We start from the raw sequence: 14499 nt of genomic DNA, 5'->3' as shown, positions 1-14499 counted from the left end.
TGGTAATTTACCACGGGTCGATACCGCGTTCGGGACACCCCGGGCGTTGGCGAACGCTACTCCTCGAGGAGCATCCCCAGGTACGACGTGCGAACGGTATCGGCCGCGTCGAGGTCGAGTCGGTCGAGCACCTCGAACGCGCCCTCGCGTGCCGATTCGAGGTCCTCGTCGGTGGCGTCGGTTTCGACTTCGACGTACTCGCCGACGCCGTCGACGGCGTCGCAGGTGATCGTGTAGCCCTCGTCGGACTCGAGTTCGAACCGTTCGCGTCGCTTGCTGACGGTCGCGGCGGCTTCGAACCCGAGGTTTCGAAGCACGGCGTTGAACGCCTCTCCGTCCTCGATCCCCGTTTCTATCTCCTCGCGCGTCTTGGACTCGTCATCGACCAGCGGTCCTTTGTACGTCACGACGGCTTCGGAATCCTGTTCGTCGACGGGTCTCTCTCGACGAATCCGGAGCGCTTCGTCGGTTTCGGCGAACGACCGGTGTGGCGCGTCGTAGTAGGTATCCGTCTGGACGACGGCCCCCAGCGCCGTCGCCTCGAGTTCGGTGAGTCGCTCGCGAACGCGCTCGAGATCGGCGGGGACTTTCACTTCGACCTCGTACATACTCGTCTCGATGGAGAGCGCGGGTAAGTATCGGTCGCTTCGATCCGGTTTCGGACGCTTCCGCTCGATCGTTTCCTCGAGCGAGCCGTCGGCGCGAAAACGTCGTCCTTAAATGTAGACAGGGGGACGTACAACGTATGACCGAGGATCAAGAGGCCGAGCTCGATGAGCAGGCCGATGACGTCGACGAAGAAAGCGAAGAAGAGACCGCCGAGGGGCTCCAGAACGGAGACTTCGTCGAGATCGCCTACACCGCACGTACCGTCGATGAAGGACAGTTGGTCGATACGACCGACCCCGAGGTCGCCGAGGAGGAAGGCGTCGACGACCAGGACCGCGAGTTCGAGCCGCGAACGATCGTCCTCGGTGAAGGCCACATCTTCGAAGGCGTCGAAGAAGAGATCACCGGCGGCGAAGCCGGCGACGAGGGAAGCGTCACGATCTCCGCCGAAGAGGCCTTCGGCGAATACGATCCCGACGATGTCCAGACTGTAAGCGCCGACAAGATCGACGAGGACGACCGCTATCCTGGCGCGCACGTCCACGTCGACGGCGAACACGGCTACATCAGCACGATCATCGGCGGTCGCGCCCGCGTCGACTTCAACCACCCGCTCGCCGGCGAGGATGTCGAGTACGAGTACGAAATTCTCGAGGAAGTCGACGACCGCGAACAGCAGGCCCAGGGCCTCATCGAGATGTACCTCGACCAGAAACTCGAACTCTGGATCGAGACCGACGAAGTCGAAGAAGAGGTCCCCGTCGAACCCGACGAGGACGCAGAAGACGATGAAGACGCCGAACCGGAGTTCGAGACCGAGACGGTCGAGAAAGAGACCCTCTACGTCGAAGCGACGCCACAACTGACGATGAACCAGCAGTGGATGTTCTCGAAACAGCAGATCGCACAAGACGTCATGAGCAAGATCGGCGTCGACCGCGTCATCGTCCAGGAAACCATCGACGGCATGGGCGGCATGGGCATGCCCGGTATGATGGGCGGTGGCATGGGCGGCATGGGCGGCGGGGACATCGAGGACGCACTCGAGGACGCCGACGTCGACGCAGACGAGATCGTCGACGAACTCGAAGGCGCAGTCGACGAAGAGTAACGGCAGACTCGAGCGACCGTTTTCGACGCAAATTTTCCGATCGTAGAGAGCTACCCGTCTCGACCTAGGCGATATCCCGACTCGTATCGATACTGACGCCGTCGGTTAGGTCGAGCGTGATCGATTCCGCTGGCTGGCAACCACATCGACGCTTCGGAACCGACAGACGATGTGTGAGTTCGGCGCTGGAAATATCGGTTTCGAGGTCGAAGACGACGTCGGCAGCGTGTTCGGTTCGTGTGCGGTTCTCGGGTTCTGTTGGCCCCTTCAAACAGTGCAGGTATGCGACGCTTCCGCGCTCGAGCATCCGTTCACCCAGTTCGTCGAGGAAATCGACGTACGCCGACTTCTCCGCCGACTCGAGGACATCCATCGTATCGATTATCAGATTCGACTCGTCCGGGATGTCCGCCAGCGCACGTGTGACATCCTCGATCGGGGTCTCTCGATCGACCGCACGAACCGTCGGAGCGCCTCGATCGGTCGGCGTGCCGACAGTCGCAGGTGTCGACTCGAGGGCACGAGAGACCGCATCTTCGGACCGTTCAGTTGTGAGATACAGCGTTTTCCGTGCCGATGTAAGTTCGTACAACAGCAGTTCGGATTGGCTCGCCGCAGCGGCTCTGTACGCGACGACGGATCCGGGAGCGAGTCCGCCGCCGAGCGTTCGGTCAAGCGCATCGATACCGGTCTCGAGTCGTTCGGCTGTTCGATCGACGGCTGTGGTCGTTCGAGAGAGGTATCCCTCCGCCGTGAGCGTTTCGACCAATGAATCGAACGCATCGCGAACCGGACTCGAACGAAGCGGCTGATCGGCCGCTGGGATCGTCGCGAGAACCGGCACATCGATCCGCTGGTCGTACTCCTCTGGGATCGTCTCAGTCATCGTCAGGACCGTTCCCGCAACGGGCGTCTCGAGGCGACGAGCGACGGCGACCGTTTTGGCTGCAGCGGTGAGACTTTCGTCCGTCGCGGTGCTCACGACGAGGGCGACATCGGCAATCGACAGCGGATCCGCGAGATCCGGTCCCGCGCCGGACGGACAGTCAACGACGATATCGGCCGATTCTGCGGTAAGCGCTCGGAGTCGCTCTTGCATTCGCGCGGAACCGGTCTGGATCGGTGCCGGAAGGACGTTTACGTTCGAGTGGTCAGGAACTGGCTGTGTGATCGCTGTGATGGGGTCGTTCGCTTCCCGTAGGTTGTCCGTCGCGTCACGGTCGACACCAGCGAGACTGTGGAGATTCGGGAGGTGACGGTCCGCATCGACTGCGATCGTTCGATTCCCGGCGCGGCCGAGCGCCTGCGCGAGCGCGAGTGTCGTCGTCGTCTTTCCAGCGCCGCCTTTCGCCCCAGCGATTGCGATCATACGTGATGGTGGCGTCGGTTTCGTACTTGAACTCTCGCCGGAATCGACGAACGAAAAATGGAGGGATTCAAGGTGGACGCAACTGCGTACACGAACGGATGCGATACGATCACCTCATCACGAGCAAACAACTTTCGCGCGCGGACATCGAGATCGTCCTCGATCACGCAGCCGAGATCGACGCTGACCGATCGGCCGTCGCCGGCAAACACGCCGATACGCTCCTCGGGTTGCTCTTTTTCGAACCGAGTACGCGGACGAAACTCAGTTTCGAGACCGCGATGAAACGCCTCGGCGGGGACGTCATCGACATGGGCGCGATCGACTCCTCGAGCGTGACGAAAGGAGAAAGCCTCGCGGATACGATCCGGGTTATCGAAGGGTACGCCGACGGGCTGGTGTTGCGCCATCCGAAGCAAGGAGCGGCGACGATGGCCAGCGAGTTCGTCGACGTGCCGCTGGTAAACGCGGGGGACGGAGCGGGACACCACCCGACACAGACGATGCTCGACCTGTATACGATCAGGGAGAACGCGGGTCTGGAGGATCTCACGATCGGGATCATGGGTGACCTGAAGTACGGTCGAACGGTCCACTCGCTCGCGTACGCGCTCGCGAAGTTCGACGCACAGCAACACTTCATCAGTCCGGATAGCCTCGCGCTTCCACGGGAGGTCGTTTACGACCTCCATCAGGAGGGCTCTTCCATTCGCGAACACGACGGGCTCGAGGAGATCCTGCCGTCGCTCGACGTCCTGTACGTCACGCGGATTCAACGCGAACGGTTTCCGGACGAAAACGAGTACCAGAAAGTCGCCGGCGAGTACCAGATCGGCCTCGACTCGCTTTCGAGTGCATCGGACGACCTGACGATCATGCATCCGCTGCCGCGGGTCGACGAGATCGCGCCCGAAGTCGACGATACGGAGTACGCGGCCTACTTCGAGCAAGCCCACAACGGCGTTCCCGTTCGAATGGCGCTGCTCGATCTCCTCCTGGGTGATTCAGATGAGTAACGACGAACACGAAAACGGCGCTCACAGCGACCCCAATGACTCCAGTGAGACCGGTGACCACGGAAACGTCCACACGCACGACCACGAACTGCGGGTCAGCAAGATCCACAACGGAACCGTCATCGATCACGTTCGGAGCGGGCAGGCGTTGAACGTCCTCGCCGTGCTCGGAATCGACGGCAGCGAGGGCGAGGAAATCTCTATCGGGATGAACGTCCCGTCCGACCGATTCGCCAGAAAAGACATTATCAAGGTCGAGGACCGGGAGTTGAGCCAGGACGAAGTCGACGTGCTCACCCTCATCGCACCGGACGCGACTATCAACATCGTTCGCGAGTACGAAGTCGTCGAGAAATCCCGCGTCGAACGCCCCAGCTCGGTCGAGGGCGTTCTCTCGTGTTCGAACTCCGGCTGTATCACGACCGGCGACGAACCGGTCACCTCGAAGTTCGACGTCCTCGAGGACGCGGTCCGCTGTTCGTACTGCGAGACGATTTTCCGCGAAAACATTCCGGCGCTGATCGACACCTGATCGCTGAAACGGGCTCATTTCTCCGTCTTCAAGCTCGTTCTCGAGACCGCGTAAAACAGTTTTATCGATCGATCAGCGCCCGTGAACTAACAGAAATCATAAGTACGTTGTGGCCGTAGTTCGAGCTGAGTATGTCGCGCACACTCAAAATCTTGGTCGCCCTGTTCGCAATCGCCGTCCTCTGGAAGGTCGTTTCCGGTCGTGGCGCTTCGGAGGTCGAATACGATTTCGAACCGACAGAACAGGCTGAACAGACGGAATAAACGTTCACTCGAACCGAACGAATCAGACGAGCGGTGGGGGCGAACCGTTCGAACGGACGCTAACTGAGCGTTTCTCCCCTCTATCGAGAAACCCGAACCGCTTATTCGTGGGGCGCCATACGACCGACTATGTATGGCGTCGTCACGCGTAACGAAGACGAACTGAACTGGCCGGAGTTCGATCGCGCCTTCTACGAAGTCAAAGACGTGACCGGCAGGTCTGCAGCCCCCGTCGCGAACGGAGTGAATATGGTCTCGTGTTTCGGCGACAACGCTGCCGCCGACGCTGACCCGTCGCTGGTCCCGGTCGACGAGGAGGGAAACGCCGCCACTCGAGAGCAACCCTACTTCGACTGGGCCTACATCTGCCCGACGCGCGAGGAGTACCGCGACGGACTGTTCGACATCATCGACGACTGTGTCGCGGCGAACGATGACGTTCGACTCGACGATATCGGCTTCCCGAGAGGCGAGTACTGTCACTGTGACACCTGTCAGGATCACTTCGCCGCGAGCGAGTACGACGACCGCCTCGAGTGGCGCGCGAGCGTCATCACGGAGTTCGTCGCCGAGGCCGCAGACCGGATCCCCGGCCGCGTCTACATGACGCTGTATCCCGATCCGTATCCCGGCCACCTCTACGAACGCGCGGGAATCGACCTCGAAGCGCTCGAGCCCTTCGTCGACGAGTTCGTCGTTCCACTGTACGACATGGCCTATTCGACGACCTACTGGCTCGAGACGATCGCGAAAGGGTTCGAAAGCGCACTCGAGACGCCCTTTAGCATCGAGTTGTACGCGATCGATATCGATATCGAGGATCTCGTCAACGCGACGAAAGTCGCCGACGCTTACGGGGAGTCGGTGCTGTTCGGATACGAAGCTAGCAACGGCCGGGCAACTCTGCGACGAATGCAAGCGGATGAGCGAACCGGCGTCTCGCACGGCAATCCGAACGAGTAGGATGAGTTACGGGAGCCCCAGCGTTCTTCGATACCGCTCCGGTCGACCCGAGCTAGAGCGTGTGGGCTCGACAGGCGCGCAACGCCGCTCGATCCCGCGTCTCTTCGGGCAACGTCTCGAACCACTCGGCGGCCGAAATTTCTCCGTCGGGATCCGAAATCCGTGGCGTCGTCGTCTCCGCTCGAGCCGCGAAAACGGGGAGAATACCGCGCATCCGGTAACCGCTCGTCCGGAGGTCGATACGTGTCAACATCGCAAGCCCGTCGTAACACGCCTCGATGCCTGCTTCCTCCGCGAGTTCTCGACGTGCGGTCTCGAGGAACGATTCGCCCGGGTCGATTCCGCCGCCCGGAAGCACCCACCGGTCGATACCACCGTGGCGAACCAACAGGATCTCGCCAGTCGGCCGGGAGACGAGCGTATGAACCCCGTAGGGTGCTCCCGTCCGCTGAATGCGACCGACGAGTGTTCGAAACCTGCGGCGCGAAACGGACTCCGTTCGTTGGCGCTCGAGATGCGACTCGTACCGATCCTCGAGTCTTCGCGTTGCATCTTCGGCACAGCGTGTGGCCTCGTCTGCCCGAAGCGTTAGCTCATCGACGGCCATTGGCACACCGGGGATCGGTCACGGGGACGGGACGTGTGGAGGGGATACTCATAGTAGCGCAATCTCTTTCGGGGAGGAATAACGCTTCGATCATCGGATCGAAGTCGCGCGACCCCGCTGCCGGTCGGCTACGGATTGCCGAGGCTATCGGAGGTCAACGGCCTCGAGATCGAGATCGGATAGCTCCTCTGGGATCGGTCGTTGAACGCCCGCCGTGATCGAAGGCGACGAGGCGACCATGTCCGCAGTGTGGACGAGCCGCTCGAGTTCGGACTCTGGCACAGGCCCATCGTACCACGGACCGTTGTGACTTGCGACGGCCGCGGCGACTCGATCGTCGAGCGGAGAATCGTACACTAGCTCCGCCATCAGCACGTCGTGGTCCGAGGTCGAAGTCTCGGACGCTCGCTCCGGCTGGCCGTACGTCCGCTGATCGTGGAGAATCGCCGATGCGTGGGCGAGGTCGATGTCGCGGTCCTCGAGGAGGTTTCGTTCGACGTACGAGTCGGCGAGGCGATCGATTACCGTCGAGAGCATGAGCGTCTGTGTCCACAGTCCATGTGGTTGTTGACAGACGGGATTATACGCTCTCGATGTCGACGCCGGCCGCTCCCAGAAATACGCTGGCGCGGTCGCCGTGAGTCGGATCGTTAGGTCACGAACTCGTTCGTCGTCTATCAGCTCGAGTGTCGGCAGCCGTCGTTCGATTTCGGCGATTGAAAGGGGACCGTCCGATTCCATGTCGGGTCGTACTATCCACTAATACATAATAAAACGAGAGTCTCTCGGGAAAAAGAGCTACTTGCAGCGGGCAGTCGAGTTCGGGTGCCAGCGGTGACGAACCGCAGGGGGTCGGTTAGATCGTCTCGCTATCAGCGTCACCAGTCCGCGTCCCGCTTTTATTCGCTTATCTCTTGTCGTCGCCCATCAGGCTACTGTCGTCAGACCGTGACTCGTCGTCTCCCATCAAACTATCATCATCGGACCGTGATCCGTCGTCGTCATCGAGTATCCCGTCGTCGTCTTCGCGCATCGATTCGTCTCCACGATCGGTCCCCGCTGCAGAGCCAGCACCCGCACCCGCCGTCGCACCAGTGGCGGTGTCGCTTGCGTCACCGAGGTCACCCTCGAGCCTGATTTCGTCGTCGGAGACGCTGGCGACCGCCGCCTCCTGAAGCGGGAACGTCTCCTCGTCTGTGCCCTGCCAGCCGAGTTTCGCCTTTATCGTGTCGGTAATACCTGCATCCGGTTTGACGTGTGCAGTTCCGTGCTCGACATCCGATACGATCCCGACCTCGTCGCCGTTTGCATTGACGACACTCTTTCCGACATCGTCGTCGTTGAATTGTGCGCACATTGCATCAATATTTACGGGGAACAACCACATGCCGGTGGTGCTTGCGAGTGTCACCCGATAGCGAATTAGTAATACATTCGAGTGATTCCATCAGTTTATCGAGATCGATTTCGGTTTCGATCGAGTAGCGGACTGCTCGAACTCAGCTACTATGAGCGCTCGATACGCTCGCCGGAGCTGTTCGGACAGCGCCTGATGGGAAACGCTTAGTTCGTCGGATAACTCCTTCATCGTGATTTTGCGAGGAATTTCGAAGTAGCCGCGATCGATGGCGGCGAGAAGGGTTCGGTACTGCTGGCTCGTCAGTCCATACTGGGCGTGTAACTCCGTCGTCGGATCATACAATCGAACGATTTCCGGCGTGATGCCGGTCGATCGAAGCCGTTCGTAGAACGTGCCTACGGCTTCACGCTCGAGAAATCGAACACTGAGCCGCCAGACACCGCTGTCAGCCGTCGCAGAGAGGACGGTCCCGTCTTCCGAGCGAACGATCTCGAACACGTCGACGATATCGGGATCGAACTCGAGATCGAACAACCATCGATCGTCACCGCCGCCGATCTTCGTGTACCGATCCACTGTCGATGATGCGGCTAGCGCCGACTCGAGATCTGGTAGGTCCGCTCCCGAAAGCCACAGCGTTCGATTTCTCGAGGCGATCACCTGTTCCATTTCGCAGGACAGGCTTGGAATAGCGTCGAAGACATCGCCGAGGCCGGTTTCGGACGCGGCCAGTTCGATGTCTACAATCGAAACCATGAATTCACGTAGCGCCGAGAGCGTAATAATCTCAGTTCCAAACATATTAGTACTGCTTGTCCTGACACTGTCTTTTACTGGTAAGCCAAGACTCCCTACGACAATGGCGCTTCGGAAGGACATGGGGACGCTTCCGAATGCTTTCCACCGCGTTTTCTGAACCAGAAATTCCTCTCAGCGAGTTATGTACCGTATCTGTGAATGTCAGTCCACATGACGTTATGGCCATTCAATAGGCTCTCACGAGGACAGCAAGTTGCTGTGGTAGCGTTGCTCGCAATTGCCGCCGGAGCGCTTGTGGCTCCACAAGTGTACGCCTTCGGAAGCGATGGAGACGCAACAGTCAAAGTCGTCGAAGTAAACGGCATGATCGACTCGAGTACGTCCCAGCAGTTCGAAGACGAACTCCGAGACGCACGCCACAACGACTCCGTCGAGGCAGTCGTTCTCGAGGTCGACAGCGGCGGCGGTCAACCGGCCTCGAGCGAACGGATGTACACGGCCGTCGAGCGGACGACCAAGGAGATGCCGGTAACCGCATACGTCGACTCGATTGGCGCGTCGGGCGCCTACTACGCGATGTTGCCTGCAGATGAAATTTACGTTTCACCGTCTTCGTCCGTCGGCAGCGTCGGTGTGACCGGCCCGGCACCGGCACCGACCGGACCGAGCGAGGGACAGACTGCGCCGGACAAGGGATCGCTCCATCCCGACGATGACCGGGCGGGAACCGAACTGATCCAAGAGATGTTCATCGACAGCGTGATGGAACAACGCGGCGATAAGATCGACCTCTCCCGCGAGGAGGTCGCACACGCACGAACTTACTACGGTACCGAAGCGGTCGACAACGGGTACGCCGACCAGATCGGCACGCTCGACGATGCGATCCACCACGCGGCCGATTCGGCCGGCGTCGACTCCTACGACCTCGAGTTCAACCGAAGCGAATCGAGCGATATCGGAATTCTGGGTCTCGAAGCGACCGAAAATGGCGAGGTAGCGATCGAAGATTCGGGTGGCTCGAGCATCAACCCGTACCAACCACAACTGATCGCACCGGAGGTCTGGCACCACGAGGTCGCACCGCAACTGCCGGATTCTGACGCTGGCGCGACAGTCGGAGGTGACCAGCAATGAGTACCGGTCGAACGCTCATCGCCACGTTCGTTCTCGGATTCGTACTGACGATCGGACTCGTCGCAGCCGGGACGGTCGTCGTCGACGATCGAACACCCGAACCGGCAGAAGTCGATCAAAGTCATTTCCAGCCCGATCACGCACTCCCCGACGAGACGCCGGACGGCGGCGAAATCACGATGGATAGCGAAGAACAGTCAAACACCGTCGTGATCTACACCGGCGCGACGACCGGCGGCCAGACATCGCTCGGTCAGTTGCCGATTCAGGACGTCAGTGACGGCCCTGAACTCTCGACTGGGTCGCTCGGCGGTACCGAACGAGGCGTGACGCCGCTGGTCACGACGCTCGTCGAAAACGGTCACGAGGTCGAATTCTACTCGGGAGCGATGAACGACGGTCCGCTCGCACAAACGCTGAGTGACGCGGACGCATTCGTCGCGCCTGGCTCCGTCTCGTTCACCGAGCAAGACCAGGAGACGATCACGTCCTTTACCGATGCCGGCGGTCGGTTCGTGATGACCGCAAACCCAGGGAGCTCGGATACCGCCGCCGAACTCGGCGATTCTAACGGGCTGTACACGGAGGCCGGCTACCTCTACAATCTCACGGAAAACGACAACAACTATCTCAGCATCTACGCCGAACCGACCGGAAGTTCGGACCTGACAGACGGCGTCGAACAGGTCGTCTTCCGAAGTGCTTCCTCGGTCGGTGCGAGTGACAGTGACACTGTCCTCGAGACGGACGCGACCATGTCGACCAGCCGCGAAGACGGGACCTACGGCGTTGGGGCTGTCGACGGCAACGTCGCAATGATCGGCGACTCGAGTTTCCTCGAGCCCGAAAACGCCTACCGCGCGGACAACAACGAACTCATCGGAAACGTGGCCGACTTCCTCGTGACGGGATCGGTCGACGAGACGAGCCTCCCGGGTGCCGACAACGAATCGCCTGCAGGGCAGCAACCACCGACAGATGGTGGGCAATCACAGGAGCCGATAGGCGACGCTGAGGATATCCCGGAGATGAACACGACCGAATCGGAGTAACGGTCTCGAAGGACACCTATTCACCGATTTTTGAGCGCTTGTATGCAGAGTCTCGAGGAACAATCTGTCCATACACCAGAGTTCAATAGTCACGACTGGGTCGGTGAAATTGCAGTTCGGTGCCAAGAGCTCACTAATCGAAACGATCAATTGGTCCTCTGGAGTATCGCTGAACGTGACAACGTACGATACGGTCCTCTTCGACAGCGATGGAATCCTCGTCGAACCACCTGCCAGCGAAACCCAGGCCGGTGCGACTCGCGATGCGCTTCGGTCGGTCGGTGCGGCCAACGTCGAAGCCCATCACGTCGACGCTATCGTCGAGGGCGTCACGCTCGAGGATCTGTACGAAATCTGTTCTACGCACGATCTCGAGCCGGAACGGTTCTGGGAAGCCCGGGAACGCCTCGACGAGGAATCCCAGTTCGAGACGTTTCGCGACGGGGCCAGAACCCGATACGAGGACGTCACCGTGATTTCTGATCTTCGACAGCGGTGTGGTGTCGTCAGCAATAACCACCACAGCACGATCGAATTCGTCTTGGAGTACTTCGACCTTCATTCGTTGTTCGAGACCTACTACGGCCGCGAGAAAACGATCGAGAGCCTCGAGTTGAAAAAGCCGAACACCTACTACCTCGAAAAGGCATTGGACGACCTCGAGGCCGACTCGGCGCTCTACGTCGGCGACAGCGAAAGCGACGTGATCGCGGCACATCGAGCAGGAATGGACTCGGTTTTCGTTCGCCGCAACCACTGCCGTTCCGTCGATCTCTCCGTCACGCCGACGTACGAGGTTTCGGATCTGCTCGAGTTGGCCGATATCGTTGATCATTCAGAGACGGGACGATAACGATGTCTGGCGGGCGAAAACCGAGGACCTCAACGGACGATGTTCTCCAAATCTTTCTCGAGGCCGAGGACCGATGTGAACCGTTTGATGCTCCCGAAATTTCTGATCTACTGAGTTGTCATCGGAATACGGCTCGGAACAAACTCGAGGATCTGACTTTTATGTGTGACCTCGAGTCGAAGAAAATCGCGAGCGGGAAAGTGTACTGGCGGCCCTGCGAGCAGGCGTAGTTAAACTTTGACCACTGGAACGTGGCTGGGGGTGGTCGTAAACTCTGAGAAAGCGGTGGCTCTCGGGCTTGTTCGTCGTTAGAATACGGGCCGGGCGCGATTGTGAACTACGCCCAAAAATGCTCGCTTCGCTGCGCCTTTCTGGTCTACTTCAAATCGCGCCGGTTTCGAGACGCACCGCTCGCGGATTTGCTCGCGGTGAGAAGCGGGCCGGGCGCGATTTGAACACACGGTCGGACGTGCTCGCTCACGGCTTCGCCGTTCGCAACCGCGGTCGCATCGCGACCGCGCTCTCGCTGCGCGCGACCTCCCTGCATTCAAATCGCGCTAGCCGCTTTGCTCCTCGAGTGATTTCTCGGAGCAAAAGCGGGCCGGGCGCGATTTGAACACGCGACCGTCTGATTAAGAGTCAGACGCTCTGCCTAACTGAGCTACCGGCCCTGTACCCGGAATTTTCGGATACGCGTTGAAATACGTTTCCCTTGGGACCCGTCGTGGGATCGGTGCGCACGCATCTGGGGTTCCGATCGCAATCACCGTTCACGGAACGTACCAATCTTCGGGAGCGTTAAGTGCTGTGAGACCTACATCACGTTCACATGAGTATGGGGGTTACGATCTCGTCGATTTCTGACTACGCGATTCTCGGCTGCGGGAGCGTTGGCTACGCCGTCGCGGAGGAACTCGTCGAGCAAGGCAAAGACGTTCTCATCATCGACCGCGATGAGAATCGCGTCGAGTCGCTCCGAGATCAAGACCTCGATGCACGAACGGCGGACATCCGCGAACCCGAGGCCGCCGAACTCGTCGCCGAACGCGATGTCGTGTTGATCCTCGCCTCGAACGTCGAGGCGAACAAACGCGCCGTCGAACACATTCGAAACACGGACAGTACCCAGTTCGTCGTCGCCCGAGCGAGCGATCCCGTCTCCGGCGATGAGCTCTCCGAACTCGGTGCCGATATCGTCATCAACCCGTCGGCAGTCATCGCGGATTCGGCGCTCCGAGCACTCGAGTCCGGCGAGCTCGAGTACAATGCCGGGAAACTCGCCCAACTGTTAGAGAAAACGACCGAGCGATTGGCGATCGTCACACAGGAGAGTCCGGACCCGGACTCGATCGCGAGCGCGGCGGCGTTGCAAGCGATCGCGTCCCACCTGGGGGTCGAGTCGGATATCGTCTACCTCGGCGACATGGGCCACCAGGAGAACAGGGCGTTCGTGAACTTACTCGGGATCGACTTGGTTCAATGGGACGAACTCGAGGATCTTTCGGGCCACGATACGGTCGCGCTGGTGGATCACTCGACTTCGACTGAGATCGACCTCGACGTCGACATCGTAATCGACCACCACGAGCCGGAAGCGGAATACGAACCCGAGTTCGTCGACATTCGCCCGAACATGTCCTCGACGTCGACGATCATGACGAAGTACATCCAGGAGTTCGACGTCAACGTCTCCGAGGAAGTCGCGACCGCGTTGCTATATGGTATCCGAGCCGAGACGCTGGATTTCAAACGCGATACGACCCCAGCGGATCTTACGGCAGCCGCGTATCTCTACCCGTTTGCAGACCACGACACCTTAGAACAGGTCGAATCGCCGTCGATGTCGCCGGAGACGCTGGATGTGCTCGCAGAGGCGATCGCAAACCGCGACGTTCAGGGGAGTCACCTCGTCTCGAACGCCGGGATCGTCCGCGACCGCGAGGCGCTCACGCAGGCCGCGAGTCACCTGCTTAATCTCGAGGGTGTGACCACCACCGCCGTTTTCGGTATTGCCGAAGAAACCATCTTCCTGTCGGCGCGGTCGAAAGATATTCGGATCAACATCGGCAAGATTCTCGACGACGCCTACGGAGAAATCGGCGAGACGGCGGGTCACTCGACCCAGGCCAGCGCAGAGATTCCGCTCGGCATCTTCACCGGGATCGAAATTTCGGCAGAAACGAGGGATACGTTCCTCGAGTTAACCGAAGAAGCGGTCAAACGGACGCTGTTCGATGCGATGGGAGTCGAAGGCGGAGAAGGGTCGAACGGTAACTAACGCGGTCGAACGAAACCTACGCGATCAGTTCTTCTTCGTCCTCGTCGGCGTTGCGGACGCGTTCGACGACGTCGTTGATGAGGATAACGTCTCCTGCGGCCCGGACCCACCGGTAGGGAACGATAACGCCGCTTGCGCTTCGTGCCTCGGCTTCGAATAGCTCCGTGTTGAGACTGCCCAGCGCGAGTCCGGTTACGGTCTGTCCGTCGACGTTCAAACGGAGGTCCTCGACTTCCCCCACGAAAACACCATTGTTCGAATAAACTTCACGACCCACGAGGGAGGTTATTTCCTGCTGTGTATCGTCCATAATTCCATTCTTGTATGGCACACTCTTAATTGTTAGTCAGACGGGCGAGGCGCTCGAGACAGCTACTAGGACAGATATCACGACCGGAACGCCCTTCTGTGAAATCTTCGGGAATCGACAGCGGGAACCGACGTTCTATGTATTTGCTTATAAACAACCACAAGGAATAAATACTGGAGACGACACTGCGGTCGGTACCGCATCGAATGAGGATATGGGCATGGGCAGCGTAGAGATCCGTGCCGGGGTGCCTCTGACATTCGGCCACCCGGACCAGGTC

General features: G+C 59.7%; 16 protein-coding genes and 1 tRNA gene. 9 read left to right on the top strand and 8 right to left on the bottom strand.

Translation table 11 applies throughout. From position 1 onward, the window contains the following. Positions 1 to 56 precede the first annotated feature (56 nt). Entirely contained in the window at positions 57 to 608 is a 552-nt protein-coding gene (gene cyaB, locus HALLA_RS06015; RefSeq protein ID WP_049952536.1) for a class IV adenylate cyclase, read from the bottom strand. A 137-nt stretch (positions 609 to 745) separates the two neighbouring features. Here cyaB and HALLA_RS06010 point away from each other — a divergent pair, with 137 nt between their 5' ends. Continuing rightward, positions 746 to 1720 (top strand): FKBP-type peptidyl-prolyl cis-trans isomerase, encoded by a 975-nt coding sequence (locus HALLA_RS06010; protein ID WP_049952535.1) that lies wholly within the window; start codon positions 746 to 748, stop codon positions 1718 to 1720. Between the two features lie 64 nt (positions 1721 to 1784). Here the strand turns inward: HALLA_RS06010 and HALLA_RS06005 are convergent, their stop codons facing one another. After that, positions 1785 to 3089, bottom strand: coding sequence for a DUF7125 family protein (locus HALLA_RS06005; protein ID WP_049952534.1), 1305 nt, complete (start codon positions 3087 to 3089; stop codon positions 1785 to 1787). Between the two features lie 98 nt (positions 3090 to 3187). Between HALLA_RS06005 and pyrB the strand changes: the two genes are divergently transcribed. The 4 genes from pyrB (at position 3188) to HALLA_RS05990 (ending at position 5863) form a co-directional block, all read left to right on the top strand. Continuing rightward, positions 3188 to 4105 carry an aspartate carbamoyltransferase gene (gene pyrB / locus HALLA_RS06000; RefSeq protein WP_049952533.1) on the top strand — a complete coding sequence of 306 codons (918 nt, stop codon included), beginning with the start codon at positions 3188 to 3190 and terminating at the stop codon, positions 4103 to 4105. Further along, positions 4098 to 4637: an aspartate carbamoyltransferase regulatory subunit gene (gene pyrI / locus HALLA_RS05995; protein WP_084568941.1), complete on the top strand. Its 540-nt coding sequence runs from the start codon at positions 4098 to 4100 to the stop codon at positions 4635 to 4637. The genes pyrB and pyrI overlap by 8 nt, the downstream gene beginning before the upstream one ends. A gap of 131 nt (positions 4638 to 4768) precedes the next feature. Then, positions 4769 to 4900 carry a hypothetical protein gene (locus HALLA_RS21595; RefSeq protein ID WP_277921476.1) on the top strand — a complete coding sequence of 44 codons (132 nt, stop codon included), beginning with the start codon at positions 4769 to 4771 and terminating at the stop codon, positions 4898 to 4900. A gap of 129 nt (positions 4901 to 5029) precedes the next feature. After that, positions 5030 to 5863, top strand: coding sequence for a hypothetical protein (locus tag HALLA_RS05990; protein WP_049952532.1), 834 nt, complete (start codon positions 5030 to 5032; stop codon positions 5861 to 5863). Between the two features lie 52 nt (positions 5864 to 5915). Here the strand turns inward: HALLA_RS05990 and HALLA_RS05985 are convergent, their stop codons facing one another. The 4 genes from HALLA_RS05985 to HALLA_RS05970 form a co-directional block, all read right to left on the bottom strand. Then, on the bottom strand, positions 5916 to 6470 hold the full coding sequence (locus HALLA_RS05985; protein WP_049952531.1) for an NUDIX hydrolase: 555 nt from the start codon (positions 6468 to 6470) through the stop codon (positions 5916 to 5918). Positions 6471 to 6614: 144 nt separating this feature from the next. Continuing rightward, positions 6615 to 7211, bottom strand: coding sequence for an HD domain-containing protein (locus HALLA_RS05980; RefSeq protein WP_049952530.1), 597 nt, complete (start codon positions 7209 to 7211; stop codon positions 6615 to 6617). 166 nt (positions 7212 to 7377) lie between these two features. Continuing rightward, entirely contained in the window at positions 7378 to 7827 is a 450-nt protein-coding gene (locus tag HALLA_RS05975; RefSeq protein WP_049952529.1) for a hypothetical protein, read from the bottom strand. Positions 7828 to 7917: 90 nt separating this feature from the next. Then, on the bottom strand, positions 7918 to 8586 hold the full coding sequence (locus HALLA_RS05970) for a helix-turn-helix domain-containing protein (RefSeq protein ID WP_049952528.1): 669 nt from the start codon (positions 8584 to 8586) through the stop codon (positions 7918 to 7920). A 261-nt stretch (positions 8587 to 8847) separates the two neighbouring features. Between HALLA_RS05970 and HALLA_RS05965 the strand changes: the two genes are divergently transcribed. The 3 genes from HALLA_RS05965 to HALLA_RS05955 all read left to right on the top strand — a co-directional run bounded on the left by HALLA_RS05965 (position 8848) and on the right by HALLA_RS05955 (position 11631). Continuing rightward, positions 8848 to 9726 carry a S49 family peptidase gene (locus HALLA_RS05965; RefSeq protein WP_242406195.1) on the top strand — a complete coding sequence of 293 codons (879 nt, stop codon included), beginning with the start codon at positions 8848 to 8850 and terminating at the stop codon, positions 9724 to 9726. Beyond that, on the top strand, positions 9723 to 10778 hold the full coding sequence (locus HALLA_RS05960) for a hypothetical protein (RefSeq protein ID WP_049952526.1): 1056 nt from the start codon (positions 9723 to 9725) through the stop codon (positions 10776 to 10778). The genes HALLA_RS05965 and HALLA_RS05960 overlap by 4 nt, the downstream gene beginning before the upstream one ends. A 175-nt stretch (positions 10779 to 10953) precedes the next feature. Continuing rightward, positions 10954 to 11631, top strand: a complete 678-nt coding sequence (locus HALLA_RS05955; protein ID WP_049952525.1) for an HAD family hydrolase — start codon at positions 10954 to 10956, stop codon at positions 11629 to 11631. Between the two features lie 597 nt (positions 11632 to 12228). Here HALLA_RS05955 and HALLA_RS05945 read toward each other — a convergent pair. Next, positions 12229 to 12302: transfer RNA gene (locus tag HALLA_RS05945), tRNA-Lys, on the bottom strand. A 158-nt stretch (positions 12303 to 12460) separates the two neighbouring features. On the opposite strand from HALLA_RS05945, the gene HALLA_RS05940 reads away from it, so the two are divergent. Next, a complete protein-coding gene (locus HALLA_RS05940; protein ID WP_049952523.1) occupies positions 12461 to 13909 on the top strand; it encodes a DHH family phosphoesterase in 1449 nt (482 codons plus the stop codon). 16 nt (positions 13910 to 13925) lie between these two features. Here the strand turns inward: HALLA_RS05940 and HALLA_RS05935 are convergent, their stop codons facing one another. Next, positions 13926 to 14219 carry a PRC-barrel domain-containing protein gene (locus HALLA_RS05935; protein ID WP_049952522.1) on the bottom strand — a complete coding sequence of 98 codons (294 nt, stop codon included), beginning with the start codon at positions 14217 to 14219 and terminating at the stop codon, positions 13926 to 13928. Between the last annotated feature and the right edge of the window lie 280 nt (positions 14220 to 14499).

Source organism: Halostagnicola larsenii XH-48, assembly GCF_000517625.1.
In the GTDB taxonomy this organism is placed as follows: Archaea; Halobacteriota; Halobacteria; order Halobacteriales; family Natrialbaceae; genus Halostagnicola; species Halostagnicola larsenii.
This window is presented reverse-complemented; position numbering and strand designations above follow the sequence as displayed.

Excerpts from the sequence above, each read along its gene's own strand:
- cyaB (WP_049952536.1), bottom strand. The coding sequence starts at position 608 with ATGTACGAGGTCGAAGTGAAAGTCCCCGCCGATCTCGAGCGCGTTCGC.
- HALLA_RS06010 (WP_049952535.1), top strand. The coding sequence starts at position 746 with ATGACCGAGGATCAAGAGGCCGAGCTCGATGAGCAGGCCGATGACGTC.
- HALLA_RS06005 (WP_049952534.1), bottom strand. The coding sequence starts at position 3,089 with ATGATCGCAATCGCTGGGGCGAAAGGCGGCGCTGGAAAGACGACGACG.
- pyrB (WP_049952533.1), top strand. The coding sequence starts at position 3,188 with ATGCGATACGATCACCTCATCACGAGCAAACAACTTTCGCGCGCGGAC.
- pyrI (WP_084568941.1), top strand. The coding sequence starts at position 4,098 with ATGAGTAACGACGAACACGAAAACGGCGCTCACAGCGACCCCAATGAC.
- HALLA_RS21595 (WP_277921476.1), top strand. The coding sequence starts at position 4,769 with ATGTCGCGCACACTCAAAATCTTGGTCGCCCTGTTCGCAATCGCCGTC.
- HALLA_RS05990 (WP_049952532.1), top strand. The coding sequence starts at position 5,030 with ATGTATGGCGTCGTCACGCGTAACGAAGACGAACTGAACTGGCCGGAG.
- HALLA_RS05985 (WP_049952531.1), bottom strand. The coding sequence starts at position 6,470 with ATGGCCGTCGATGAGCTAACGCTTCGGGCAGACGAGGCCACACGCTGT.
- HALLA_RS05980 (WP_049952530.1), bottom strand. The coding sequence starts at position 7,211 with ATGGAATCGGACGGTCCCCTTTCAATCGCCGAAATCGAACGACGGCTG.
- HALLA_RS05975 (WP_049952529.1), bottom strand. The coding sequence starts at position 7,827 with ATGTGCGCACAATTCAACGACGACGATGTCGGAAAGAGTGTCGTCAAT.
- HALLA_RS05970 (WP_049952528.1), bottom strand. The coding sequence starts at position 8,586 with ATGGTTTCGATTGTAGACATCGAACTGGCCGCGTCCGAAACCGGCCTC.
- HALLA_RS05960 (WP_049952526.1), top strand. The coding sequence starts at position 9,723 with ATGAGTACCGGTCGAACGCTCATCGCCACGTTCGTTCTCGGATTCGTA.
- HALLA_RS05940 (WP_049952523.1), top strand. The coding sequence starts at position 12,461 with ATGAGTATGGGGGTTACGATCTCGTCGATTTCTGACTACGCGATTCTC.
- HALLA_RS05935 (WP_049952522.1), bottom strand. The coding sequence starts at position 14,219 with ATGGACGATACACAGCAGGAAATAACCTCCCTCGTGGGTCGTGAAGTT.